This window comes from Embleya sp. NPDC020630, assembly GCF_044334985.1.
Lineage (GTDB): Bacteria > Actinomycetota > Actinomycetes > Streptomycetales > Streptomycetaceae > Embleya.
In genome coordinates this window covers 116,319-129,079 of sequence record NZ_JBIRUB010000012.1, presented here as the reverse complement: position 1 = coordinate 129,079, position 12,761 = coordinate 116,319, and the positions used below count along the sequence as shown (strand labels likewise).

Sequence of the window (12,761 nt, the reverse complement as noted above, 5' to 3'; positions counted from 1 at the left end):
GCGAAGAACGCGCCGAAGACCCCCCGCACGCCGGTGTGCGGGGGGTGATGCGGTTTGCCGGCGCGACCGCTACGCGCGGGTGTCCGACACCGCCTCGTCGGCGGCCTCGACCGCGGATTCGGCGGACAGCAGCGGGCGTTCGAAGACGGTGCGCAGCACGATGGTGGTGCCCGTGCCGCGGATGACCGGGATCGCGCGGATCCGGTCGAGGGTGTCGGCGAGCGCGGCGGTGGAGGCCACCCGGACCTTGATCCAGAAGCAGTCCTCGCCCGCCACCTCGTGTGCCTCCAGGACGGCGGGCTCGCGGTGGATCGCCGCCTCGACCTGATCGCGCGCCGCCCGCCCCGCGTCGAAGCGCAGCGCGATGAACGCGGCCGTGCCGGCGTCGACCCGCGCCGGGGCCAACTCCGCGTGATAGCCGGTGATCACCCCGTCGCGCTCCAGTCGTTGGATGCGCTCGCGCACGGCGGGTTCGGACAGATCCACCGATCTAGCCAGGGCGCGCACGGTGCGCCGGCCGTCCGCGCTCAGTGCGCGAAGGAGCGCCCGGTCGATCTCGTCGAGCTGCCGCGTCATGGAAAAGCCCCTTGTTCCGGCGATCGTGTCTGACCTACTCTAAAAAAGGTTAGCAGCCTTGATCCCCTAATTTAATGAGGTGTGCTCGTCGTGTTGTCTCCTCAAAAGAGGGATCGGCTGTTGCCGTGGGTCGCCCTCGTGACCGTGTGGATCGTGTGGGGCTCGACCTACCTGGGCATCCGCTACGCGGTCGAGACGATCCCGCCGCTGCTCTCGGCCGGGACCAGGTTCCTGGTCGCGGGACTGCTGATGTTCGCGGTGGTCGGCCCGCGACACGCACGCGGCGAGCAGCGACCCACCTGGCCGCACCTGCGCTCGGCGGCGATCATCGGCGGGCTGCTCCTGGTCGGCGGCAACGGGCTGTTGAGCCTGGGCGAGCAACACCTCGACTCGGGCTTCGCCGCGCTGGTCGTGGCGACGGTGCCGGTGTGGATGGTGCTGATCAACGCGCTGGCCACCCGGACCCGGGTGTCGGGCGCGATCCTGCTCGCGCTGCTCCTGGGCACGATCGGCATCGGCGTCCTGGTCGGCGGCCCGGGCGGCGACGTGCACGTCGGCGGCGTGGTGATGGTGCTGGTCGCGTGCGTGTTGTGGGCGGGCGGCTCGGTGTACGCGCGCACCGCGCCGCTGCCTCGGCATCCGCTGGTGGTGACCTCGTTGGAGATGATCACGGCCGGGGTGATGTTGTTCGTCCTGGCCGCGCTGCGCGGCGAGTTCGGGCAACTGGACGTGGCCGGCATCTCGACCGCCTCGTGGCTGGGGCTGGCCTGGCTGGTGTTCGCCGGGTCGATCGTCGCGTTCAGCGCGTACATGTACGTCAACAGTGTGCTCCCCAACGACACCGTGGCGACCTACGCGTACGTCAACCCGGTGGTGGCGGTGCTGCTGGGCGCGGCGATCGCGGGCGAGTCGGTGGGCCCGAACGTCTACCTCGGCGGCGCGATCATCGTCGCGTCGGTGGTCCTGATCGTCGCCACGCGCCCGCGCCCGGCCAAGCCCGTCGAGCAGTCGGCCGAGCAGTCGGTCGAGAAGCCGGTCAAGAAGCCGGTCAAGAAGCCGGTCGAAGCGCCCGCCCGCGTCGCGGAGGTCGGCTCGTCGGAGGACGCCCGGCGGGGGTGAGGACCCCGGCCGCGCTCGCCGATGCCCTCGACGCGCCGGGGCCCGAGGGCGCACGACGCCCGGCGCTGTTCATACGATGCCGTATGGACGCAGGTCGGCACCCACGAGTACGACACCGTACGGCGAGGCGTGACGCGAGGACGAGAGGAACCACATCGTGGGCATGACCCGTACACCGCGCGGCAGATGGGTCGAGGAGGGGCTGCGCGCGCTGGCCGCCGGCGGTCCCGAGGCGGTCCGGATCGAGCCGCTGGCGCAGGCACTGGGCGTCAGCAAGGGCGGGTTCTACGGGTACTTCGGCAACCGGGGCGCGCTGCTCGCCGAGATGCTCGACACGTGGGAGCGCGCGGTCACCGAGGACGTGATCGAGCGGGTCGAGGCCGGCGGGGGCGACGCCAGGGCCCGACTGGATCGACTGTTCGAGCTCGCGTCCACGAGCGAGGGGCCGGTCCTGGGTACCGCCGCCGACCTGGCGGTCCGGGACTGGGCCCGGCGCGACGAGGCGGTCGCGGAGCGGCTGCGCAGGGTGGACAACCGGCGGATGGACTACCTGCGTTCGTTGTTCGCGACGTTCTGCGCCGACCCGGGCGACGTGGAGGTGCGCTGCCTGCTCGCCTTCTCGCTGCGAATCGGCATGCACTTCGTCGCCGCCGACCAAGGCCCGTACAGTCGCGCGGAGGTGCTGCTGCTGACTCGGAAGTGGCTGTTGAGATAGCCGACTTCGGGGGCGGGATCACCGTCGGCCCGGCCGGCGGGCGCCCTGGTGCGGGATCCGCGGCCGGTGTGCGGCGACGTGGTCGGCGAGTTGTTCGGTCAGGCGCAGGGTGCGCAGGCGGGCCAGGCATTGGCGCGCCCATACGGTGGCCGCGACGGAGCCGGCCAGGACGACGGTGAGCCGGTCGCAGCGGTGTCCGGCGAGCAGGTGTACGAGGGCGACGACGGTACAGGCGAGCACGGGTACGCTCGCGGCCAGTACCGCGGTCGCGGCCCGGCGCCGGGGTGTGCTCGCGGTCGCGGATATGCCGGCCGGGCGGGTACAGGGCCCGCACACGATCATCACCATGCCCACGACCCGGGTGGCGGTCGTCAGGCGGCTCACCCGGTCGACCGCGTCGGACACGAGGACCTCGATGCCGCCGAGGCCGATCACCGCCACGGCCAACAGCGTCACCAGGGCCGCGCCGCCGCGTCGTCCCCGGGTCGGCGCGCCGTAGAGCAGCGGAGCCAGGCACACCCACACCACGTCGACGCACAACCAGCCCACCGGGACCCAGACGCTCGACGCGGGCCCGTGCCGAGGGTCGCCGGCGGCGCAGTGCAGCGCGGTCATTCGGCCCAGGGTGAGGACGGACGCGACCAGCAGCCAGGCGTCCAGGGCGCTGCGCAGTCGCGGTGCGCGGCCGCCCGTGACACGCACGACCTCGGTCAACAGGCGGACCGCGGCGGCGAGTACGACGGCGAGGGTGATCGCGAGGAAGGCGAGCGGGGGCCACGGCGAGAGGGGCCGCCCGGTCGGTTGCGGGACGGCCTGGAGGGCGCCCGCGCCGATGGTGAGCGTGCCGAACGCGATCGCGCGCGAGCGGTTCGGTCCGCGTGCCGTGCGCAGCAGGACGGCGAACGCCAGACCGGCGGCGAGCAGGACCGGGAGGCCGGATCCCGAGCAACCGCCGATGCCGATCCCGACGACGGCGAGCGCGATCAGGCCGGGCTCCGGTGCCGTGGCCGCCCTGGCGATCGACGGGAGGCGCCGTCGACCGGCCCTCATCGGCACCCGCCGTCGTCCGGGCCGGAGGAGGAGTGGCGGTGGCGGCCGACGGCGCGCGGCGGTGGCAGGTCGGGCCCGGCGCACGGGGGTTCGGGGTTCGACTGCTGTCGGGTTCGCTGCGTGGCGGTCTCCTGATTCGGGCGGTGGCCGAAGGCGGCGGGCGTCGGGCGCCGACCGCGTGATGAGCGGTGCGCCGATTCCCGGAGCGGGATCCGGCGTCGGAGCGGACAACGAGGAGCCCGCGATCGATACACGCCGGCTACCGCGTGTTCACCCGATCGACACGCGGTGCCACTCCTTCGAGTGACCTTTGCCGTGGCGCCGGGCGTGCCATCCCCGTGCCGATCGACCAGGCCCGACAATGAGCGACTCTGCCGCGCATCCTTCCGTGCCACGCACCCGCACACCCGACGAGCGGTGCGGGCATACGCCGCCCGCGCCGCTCGTCCCGAGGCCGAGATCCCCCGATACCCGTAGCGCCCGAACTCGGCCCGGCGAAGCAAGTCTCGACCGGTCGATGGCGACGACGGAACGCCCCCAACCGTCCGGAACATGTTCGGAACACCTCCCGGACGCGTCCCGAACACCCGGTCGCGATCCGGGCGCGGCTATCGGCGCGCGGACGTGTGCGCCTCGGCGGTGCGGAGCAGGACGTCGAGGAGTTGGCCACCCGATCCGGGGTTTCGCGGGCCACCTTCGCCAAACGCTTCAGCACCGTCGTCGGCCAACCCCCGCTGGGCCACCTCACCCGGTGGCGGATGACCACCGCGGCGCGCCTGCTGTGCGGCACCGACGCGTCGCTGCCGACCGTGGCCGAACGTTGCGGCTACGGCTCGGAGTACGCCTTCGCCAAGGCGTTCAAACGCGCATACGGCATCCCGCCGGGCCGTTTTCGGCGGCACGTGCCAACGCCCTGACCGACCTCGGCGGACGTCGACCGATGGTGGTGTCGGAATGCGCGGCGGGTCCGTACCATGGCGCGGCATGACGGGGGTCGGGGATTCGAAGCGGCAACAGGGCAATCTCGTACTGCTGGTGGCGGCACTGCTGTTCGCGGTGATCGTGCTGCCCCGCGTACTGGAGGACGACAAGGGCGGCAAGGGCGCCGGGGGCGCGCCGGCGGCGTTGACCGCCGCGACGAAGGGGGTGCCGAAGGCGGGGCTGCCGACCGGGCCGCCCACGGGGTTCCCGACGGTGCGCGGGCTGCCGGCGGATCCCCGGCAGACGCCCGGGCGCACGCCGAGCGGGAGCGATTCCCGGCCCGGCGGCTCGGTGCCGACCCCCGTGCGCGACCCGCGCGCGGACGCGTTCGCGGCGGTGGCCCACAACGGGACCTGCCTGAACGCGTGGCAGACCGGGACGGAGCGCGGCAGCGGTTGGAACACCGACACCCCGCGCGCGGTGGACTGCGACTCGGACAGCGCGTTCGTGCGCGTGGCCGGGGTGAACGCCACGAACTGTCCGATCAGCGACCCCGGGGTGACCAGTTGGCGCTACCGCGACGTCGACCTGTGCCTGGAAAGGCAGTTCCGCAAGGGCCAGTGCTTCCTGGTCTCCCGCTCGGGCGGGACCGAGAACACCCCGCGCTACTCCGCCAACCTGTTCACCTGGATCGACTGCGACGCGGCGCGCATCCCGGCGAGCTTCGATTCGCTCCTGGCCGTCACCGGCGTCTACCGGGCCCCGGCCGAAGTGCGCGCCGGTGCGTGTGCCAGGGTGGCCAACGACCGTACGTACTACTGGTATTGGGTCGCCCACAACGACACCACGCTGGTCTGCGCGACCTATCCGAATCGCTGACGGACGCGCCGAACCCCCGTCCGCACCAGGTCATTTGCGGGTCGCGGTGTGCATCACTCCGAAGCCGATCCCGAGGGCGAGCAGCACGATCGGCCCGGACGCGAACAGGTAGTACGTGCCGACGGCGCACGCCAGCGCGCAGTACACGGCGGACACATAGGACAGGGTTTTCTGCAGTTCCGGCGACCCGTGCCGGTTGAGGCGTACGACCAGGGCACAACACACCGCCGCCCACAACGCCGCCCGCTCCTGACCGAACGACGCCGTCTCGAACAGGTCCGCCGCCGTCTTGTGCAACCCGTTGTCGGCCATCGACGCCGCCGCCCGGGCGAGCGCCTGGACCCGGTCCGGCGGCGCGGTCCCCGTCCGCAGATCGTCGATCACCGACCGCCAGTATTCGGACAGGAGCAACACGGCCAACCCGAGGGCGTGAAATACCTTGGCCGTCCCGTCCGCGGACCCCAACCGCCCCTGGGCGGGCGTCTGTTCGATCCCGGCATCCCCCGAACCCCCGTCAGTCGCCATCTGCGCAGCGTAGCGAACGACGAACCGGCGCGAGGCCGGGATTTTCGAGGCGGAACCGACGGCCGCCGGCGCCGGGACGTACTCCCGGCGCCGGCGGTTCTCGGTGGGCCGACGATCAGCGACCCGAACCCGCGTGGACCAGGGCCTCCTCCATCGTGTCGAGGTCGAACGCGGTGTGCAGGGCGCGCACCGCGTCGACCACCTGGGCGGTGCGGCACAGGACGGAGATCCGGATCTCCGACGTCGACATGATCTCGATGTTGACGCCCACGGCCGCCAGCGTCTCGCAGAAGGTCGCGGTGACCCCCGGACCGGCCCGCATGCCGGTGCCGATCAGCGAGACCTTGCCGACGTCCGCGTCGTGGCTGACCCCCTCGAAGCCGAGTTCGGCGCGCATCGCGCCGAGTGCGGCCAGCGCGGCGGCCACGCCCTGTTCGGGCAGGACGAACGTCAGATCGGCGCGGGCGTCGTCCGGTCGTGCCGCGTTCCGCACCACCATGTCGATCTCGCCCCCGGCGTCGGCGACCGCGCGGACCAGTCGGCCCACAGCCCCCGCGCCGTCCGGGACCCCGTGCACGGTGACCTTCGCGCCGGACAGGTCGTGCGCGACGGCGGTGATCCGTGACGGTTCCGCCCCGGCGTCGTCGGGCGCGCCGGATACGGTGGTTCCGGGCTTGTCCCCGTACGAGGACCGGACCTGGATCGGTACACCCCAGCGGCGGGCGTACTCGACCGAGCGCAGCGCCAGCACCCGACTCCCCGACGCCGCCATCTCCTGCATGGCGTCGTAGGTGACGTGGTCGAGCAGCCGCGCGTTCGGCACGATCCGGGGATCCGCGCTGTACACGCCGTCCACGTCCGTGTAGATCTCGCAGACGTCGGCCTTGAGCGCCGCGGCCAGCGCGATGGCCGTGGTGTCGGAACCGCCGCGGCCGAGCGTGGTGATGTCGTCGGTGTCCCGGTTCAGGCCCTGGAATCCGGCGACCAAGACGATGCGGCCCCGGTCGAGTTCGCGCCGAACCCGATGCGGTACCACCTCGACGACCTGTGCCCTGCCGTATTCGGCGGTGGTGAACACGCCCGCCTGGGGGCCGGACAACGAACACGCCCGCGCGCCCAGGTCGCGGATCGCCATCGCGGCCAGCGCGTTGGAGATGCGCTCGCCCGAGGTGAACAACATGTCCAGCTCGCGCGGGTGCGGGAAGGGCGAGATCTGCCGTGCCATGTCGAGCAGTTCGTCGGTGGTGTCGCCCATGGCGGACAACACCACGACGACGTCGTGACCTTCGTGACGCGTGGCTACCACGCGTTCGGCGACCTGCTTGACGCGCTCGATGCTGTGCACCGAGGAGCCGCCGTACTTCTGCACGATGAGAACCATGGAGTGAGATCTCCTCGAGACCGCCCCGGACGGGCGGCCGGTCGGCGCCGGGTCGGCCGGTGGCCCGGTGCGGATGGGCCTACGGGTGACCGGCTTCGACGGCGTCGACGAGGATCGTGCACGCCGTGTCCACGACCTCGGCGGTGACGTTGAGCGGCGGGAGGATCCGCACCACGCAGTCCTCGCGTCCGCCGCGCTCGACGATCAGCCCCCGGCGCAGCGCCCGGGCCTGGATCGCGCGGGCGAACTCCGCGGCGGGCAGCCCGGTTTGCGGGTCGGCGATCTCGATGCCCCACATCAGGCCCCGGCCGCGCACCTCGCGCACCCAGGGGTCGGCCATCAGCGGCGTGAGCCGGTCGGCGATCTGCGCGCCACGCCGACGCACGTTGCCGAGGATGTCGTCGCGCCGGACGATGCGAACGGCCTCGACCCCGGCGGCGAAAGCGAGTTGGTTGCCGCGGAAGGTGCCGATGTGCGCGCCGGCCGCCCAACCGTCGAGCGCGTCGTCGTACAGGATCACCGCGATCGGGGTGCCGATGCCGCTGAGCGCCTTGGAGGCGACCACGACGTCCGGTTCGATCCCGTACTGCTCGAACGCGAACCAGGTACCGGTGCGCCCGCAGCCGGTCTGCACCTCGTCGACGATCAGCGGGATCCGCAACTCCCGGGTGAGTGCGCGCAGTCGGCGGACGAAGTCGGCGGTCGCGGGCACCACGCCGCCCTCGCCCTGTATGAGTTCGAGGAGCACCGCGGCGGGCAGCGGGATGCCGGCATTGCCGTCGGTGAGCGAACGCTCCAGGTAGGCGACGCAGTTCGTGGTGCATGTGGCGGGGCTCAGGGCCAGCGGGCACCGGCCGCAGTAGGAGAACGGGAAGAAGTGGGTGCCGGGCACGCTGTTGGCGACGGGCCGCTTCGCCGAGACCAGACCGGTCAGCGCCATGGCGGCGTGTGTGCTGCCGTGGAAGCCGCCCTGGAAGGTGACGACGTCGCCGCGACCGGTGGCGATCTTGCAGAGTTTGATCGCCGCCTCGATGGCGTTGGCCCCGGTGGGACCGCAGAAGTGCACCTTCGTGCGCTCGCGCATCCCGGCGGGCAGCATGGACAGCTGAGCCTCCAGGAACGCGTCCTTGACCGGCGTCGGGAAATCCAACCCGTGGGTGAGCACGCCCAGTTGCGCGGTGACCGAGCGGACCAGCTCGGGATGGTTGTGGCCCAGGGAAAGCACGCCGGCGCCGGCGAGGAAGTCGATGAAGACGTTGCCGTCGACATCGCGTACGAAGCTGCCGGCCGCCTCGGCCAGCGCGATGGGCAGATTACGCGGATACGTACGGGCGTTGGACTCGCGCCGGGCTTGGCGCGCGAGCAGTTCGGCGGAGCGTGGACCGGGTAGGTCGCACACCACGTGGGGCTCGGTCATGGTGACCTGGGCAAGCGTCATGGGTATCTCCGATGGGGACTACGGGACATGGGGGATGGGGATTTGGGGGCGGGGACGGGACCGGGACGCCTCACCCGGGGCGGGCCGGGATGCCGCGCCACCGGGTCTGGTCGGGCAGGTGTTCGCCCTTCATCACCAGGGACAGGGCGTCGAGCGAGGCGCCCGCGCCGACCCGCGCGTCGTAGAGCACGACCGACCGGGTGCCGACCGAGGCACCCGCGCCGATCCGGACCTCGGACATCTTCATCACGCGGTCCTCGAACAGGTGGGTCTGTAGCGACGTCACCTCCGCCACCGCCGCGTCGTCGCCCACCTCGACCAGGTCGAACTCGGTCAGATACGTGGTGCCGAGCCAGACCCGCCGGCCGATCCGGGCGCCGAAAAGCCGCAACACCGGGCCCATCAGGGGAGTGCCGGCGAGGAGGTTGAGCAGGCTCGGGACGACCAGGTTCTCGTACAGCCCGGTGATCAGCTCCGTGCGGCGCACCCAGATGCTCCACAGCGGTTCGACCCTGGCCCGATAGCGGCCGATGACCAGCCACTTCAGCACTACCGCGGCCAGCGTGGAGCCCACTCCGACGGCCAGGAACAGGGCCGGACCGAGCAGGAACAGCACCCACGGCGGGCACACCCCGGCGAGCCGGACGGCCGCGTACAGACTGCCCAGCGCGCCCAGCGCGGCGATCGTGGCGGGCAGCGTCACCCGGAAGTACTCGATCGCCAGCCGGGCCGCGATCAGCCCCCGGCTCGGCTCGTACGTCAACTTCGCCGGGAACTCCCGGCTCTCCTCGCGGCGCGGCAGGAAGATCGCGGGCGAACCGAGCCAGGTGGTCTCGGGGTCGATCGGCCGGGTCGGCGCGAGCGAGTGCACGCCGAGCAGACTGTTCTCGCCGAGCCGGCACGAGCCGGGAACGAGCGCGCCGTTGCCGACGAAACTGCGCGCGCCGATCTCGGCCGGGGCGAGCGCGACCTGCCCGTGATGGAACACCGCCGGGCCGACCACGCTGACGTCCGCCACGAAGCTGCGCTCGCCGATGATCAGCATCTCGGGGTCGACGAAGCTGACCGTGGCCACCTCGGACCAGCGCCCGGTACGGGCACCGAGCAGGCGCAGGAACGGGACGAGGTACAGCGTCGAGTAGAGCGCGTGGGTCAGCGTCAGACTGGCCGTCATCATGCCGTCGCCGATCCACTTGCGCACGCCCAGGCCGCTGCGTTCGGGATGGATGCCGGCCCGGGAGCGCGGCAGCACCACCCGCTTGACCACCAGCACCAGGACACATGTGAACAGCACCACCAGCGGCCCGGCCGGGAGCGTGGCGACGATCGCCCAGCCGAAGCCGTACCGCCAGGCGACGACCCCCACGAGCGCGCCGGCGGCGCCGGCGACCAACAGCGGGACCAAGGCGAGCAGTACGGCACCCGCGCCGAAGCCGATCAGGATCCGCAGTGGCCAGGCCCGGCCGTCGTCCTCGGCCGCCATCGCGTCGAGCAGCGCCGGCGCCCCCTCCTGGCGGGTGACGGGTGAGCCGGCCCAGTGCTCGTCGGCGGGCAACACGTGGTCCGCCGGAACCAACGACTGCTCGCCGACCGAGGTGCGGTCGCCGATCACCGCGCCCGCGAGCACGACGCTGTTGGTCCCCACGAAGCAGCCGGCGCCGATGCGGACCGGCGCCAGCCGCAACCACCCGTGCTCGACCACGTACGGCTGGAGGCGTGCGCCGTAGCCGATGCTCGCCCCGTCGCCGATCTCCACGAACGCGGGCAGCCCGAGCACCGCCGACACATGGCAGCCGCGACCGACCCGGGCGCCGACCAGCCGCAACCACGGGGCCAGGAGCGGGGATCCGGTGAGGAACGCGAGCGGACTGAACGCGAGCATCCGGCCGTACAGCCAAAACCGCAGGTAGGTGACGCCCCACAGCGGATACCACCCGGGGCGTACGCCGAGCATCAACAACCGCGCGGCGAACAGCGTGACGAGCAGGCTCGCGACGATCCACCCCACCTCCAGGGCGATGAACCCGGGGAGGTACAGGTGGGTGAGGCGGGAGAGCAGACTGCCCGGCGCGGGCTCATGGATCGGCAGACCCCAGGCCAGGAGCACCCGGTACAGCAGCACGACCGCGGGCAGGCCCAGGGCGAGCAGCCACGCGTACAGCGCGACGAACTGCGCGACGCCGCAGGCGAATACCCGCCGGCTGCGGTGCCGCAGCGGTGCCGGCGCGGGGGTGGCGGCTTGCCGTGCGACACCGGCCGCCCGGTCCTCGGCCGCCGCCGCGGCCTCGACGTGCCGGGCCAGGCCGCGAATGGTGGGGTGGGCGTACAGGTCGCCCATCGCCACGCCGCGCAACTCCGGTTCCCGGCGCAGTCGGGAGATCAGTCGGGCCGCCGCCATGGAGTGGCCGCCGAGGTCGCAGAAGAAGTCGTCCTCGACGGAGATCTCCGCGCCGCCGAGCACGTCCGCCCAGGCCCGGGCCAGGTGCCGCTCCAGTGCCGTCTCGGGCGCGACGTGGGTACCGGTGCGCCGGTTCAGCGGCGCGGAGGCCGGCGCGGGCAGCGCGGCACGGTCGACCTTGTCCGCGGCCAGCAAAGGGAATTCGGGCAGCACCTCGACGTAGGACGGGATCATGTACGCGGGCAACCGGCTCTGCAGGGCCACCCGCAACCGGGCCCGCAACGCGTCACAGACCGGGGCCGACGCCCCGTCGCCGCCGGCGACGAGTGTCACGTAGCCGACCAGGTCCTGCACGACGCCATCCCGCTCCAGTGGGGTCACCACCGCGTTCTCGATCGCGGGATCCTCGCGCAGCACCTCCTCGATCTCGGCCGCCTCGATGCGATAGCCGCGAATCTTGAGCTGGGTGTCGACCCGGCCGAGGTATTCGATCTCGCCCGTCGCGGTGAACCGGCCGAGGTCGCCCGTGCGGTAGATCCTCGGCACGTCGGCGCGTTCGGCCTCGATCGGGTTGGTCACGAACCGCTCGGCGGTCAGGTCGGGGCGATTGACGTAGCCGACCGCCACACCCGGACCGCCGACGCAGATCTCCCCGCCGGCGCCCTCGTCGACCGGGCGCAGTTGCTCGTCGAGGATGTAGACCCGGTAGGTCGGCAGCGGTACGCCGATCGTCACCGGCCGGTTCGGGCCCAGTTCGCCGCAGGTCGCGGTGACGGTGGTCTCGGTGGGTCCGTACGCGTTGAGGATGCGCCGATCGGGTCGCGCCCAGCGCCGGACAAGGTCCGGCGGGCAGGCCTCGCCGCTGACCAACAGGGTGCGCAGGAGCGGAAATTCGCCCTCGATGGTGGTCAGCAGGGTGGGTACGCAGCACAGCACCGTGATGCGGTGCTCCAACAGGAAGTCGCTCAGCCCCTGGCCGACCCGTCCGCCGTCGGTGGGACCGGAGATCAGGGTCGCCCCGGCGATCCAGGCCGGCCAGATCTCCTCGACCGAGAAGTCGAACGCGATCGAGAGTCCCTGGTAGACCCGGTCCCGGGCGCCCACCCGGTAGATCGGGGTGACCACGTGCAGGAAGTTGGCGATGCTCGCGTGCGATACGGCCACGCCCTTGGGGCGGCCCGTGGTCCCGGAGGTGTAGATCACGTAGGACCACGAGCCCGGGTCGATGGGGATGTCGGGCCGATGGTCGGGTTGTCGGGCCAAGTCCTGTGTCGCGACGTCGAGTTCGAGCAGGGGGCAGGTCGCCTCCGCGGTGCGCCCGCGCATCTCGGACGTACTGACCAGATCGCACAGGTCGGCGTCCCGGGCGATGAAGGCGACGCGTTCGGCCGGGAACGACGGGTCGAGCGGGACGTAGGCGGCGCCCGACTTGATCACGCCGAGCAGGGCGACGTAGGCGTCGAGCGAGCGTTCGAGGAGGATTCCCACGGTGCGGCCCGGAGCGGCCCCGCGGTTTCGGAGCAGACTCGCCAAGCGGTTGGCTCGGCGGTCCAGCTCCGCGTAACTCAACGAGGTGTTCTCGCAGACGACGGCGACGGCCTCTGGATTGCGGTCGCAGGATTGCTCGAAGAAATGGGGAAGTACGCGGATCGGCGACTTGTCGAGAGTGGCCGTCGGGGGTGATGCCCCCGGGGTCACGACCGAGTTCACCGGTCCGGGAGTGGTTCTCATACGGGTCATGACTCGTCCTCGTCGGGAT

Annotated in this window: 10 protein-coding genes; 4 read left to right on the top strand and 6 right to left on the bottom strand. The window is 71.9% G+C overall.

What is annotated here, in order from left to right; genetic code table 11:
- Nucleotides 1-69 precede the first annotated feature (69 nt).
- Complete coding sequence (locus ACH4XV_RS33055) at nt 70-576, bottom strand: Lrp/AsnC family transcriptional regulator (protein ID WP_395796001.1); 507 nt, start codon at nt 574-576, stop codon at nt 70-72.
- Nucleotides 577-666: 90 nt separating this feature from the next.
- On the opposite strand from ACH4XV_RS33055, the gene ACH4XV_RS33050 reads away from it, so the two are divergent.
- Complete coding sequence (locus ACH4XV_RS33050) at nt 667-1,695, top strand: EamA family transporter (protein WP_395796000.1); 1,029 nt, start codon at nt 667-669, stop codon at nt 1,693-1,695.
- A gap of 157 nt (nt 1,696-1,852) precedes the next feature.
- Entirely contained in the window at nt 1,853-2,410 is a 558-nt protein-coding gene (locus ACH4XV_RS33045; RefSeq protein WP_395795999.1) for a TetR/AcrR family transcriptional regulator, read from the top strand.
- 18 nt (nt 2,411-2,428) lie between these two features.
- On the opposite strand, the gene ACH4XV_RS33040 is transcribed toward ACH4XV_RS33045, so the two are convergent.
- Nucleotides 2,429-3,460: a hypothetical protein gene (locus ACH4XV_RS33040; protein WP_395795998.1), complete on the bottom strand. Its 1,032-nt coding sequence runs from the start codon at nt 3,458-3,460 to the stop codon at nt 2,429-2,431.
- A gap of 626 nt (nt 3,461-4,086) precedes the next feature.
- On the opposite strand from ACH4XV_RS33040, the gene ACH4XV_RS33035 reads away from it, so the two are divergent.
- Both ACH4XV_RS33035 and ACH4XV_RS33030 read left to right on the top strand, forming a co-directional pair.
- Nucleotides 4,087-4,377 (top strand): helix-turn-helix transcriptional regulator, encoded by a 291-nt coding sequence (locus tag ACH4XV_RS33035; RefSeq protein WP_395795997.1) that lies wholly within the window; start codon nt 4,087-4,089, stop codon nt 4,375-4,377.
- A 67-nt stretch (nt 4,378-4,444) separates the two neighbouring features.
- Nucleotides 4,445-5,260, top strand: coding sequence for a hypothetical protein (locus ACH4XV_RS33030; protein ID WP_395795996.1), 816 nt, complete (start codon nt 4,445-4,447; stop codon nt 5,258-5,260).
- A 30-nt stretch (nt 5,261-5,290) separates the two neighbouring features.
- On the opposite strand, the gene ACH4XV_RS33025 is transcribed toward ACH4XV_RS33030, so the two are convergent.
- The 4 genes from ACH4XV_RS33025 to ACH4XV_RS33010 form a co-directional block, all read right to left on the bottom strand.
- The gene (locus tag ACH4XV_RS33025) at nt 5,291-5,785 is read right to left on the bottom strand and encodes a hypothetical protein (RefSeq protein WP_395795995.1); all 495 of its coding nucleotides are present in this window, start codon (nt 5,783-5,785) and stop codon (nt 5,291-5,293) included.
- A gap of 115 nt (nt 5,786-5,900) precedes the next feature.
- Nucleotides 5,901-7,166, bottom strand: coding sequence for an aspartate kinase (locus tag ACH4XV_RS33020; RefSeq protein ID WP_395795994.1), 1,266 nt, complete (start codon nt 7,164-7,166; stop codon nt 5,901-5,903).
- 79 nt (nt 7,167-7,245) lie between these two features.
- Entirely contained in the window at nt 7,246-8,604 is a 1,359-nt protein-coding gene (locus tag ACH4XV_RS33015; protein ID WP_395795993.1) for an aspartate aminotransferase family protein, read from the bottom strand.
- A 70-nt stretch (nt 8,605-8,674) separates the two neighbouring features.
- Entirely contained in the window at nt 8,675-12,742 is a 4,068-nt protein-coding gene (locus ACH4XV_RS33010) for a Pls/PosA family non-ribosomal peptide synthetase (protein ID WP_395795992.1), read from the bottom strand.
- Between the last annotated feature and the right edge of the window lie 19 nt (nt 12,743-12,761).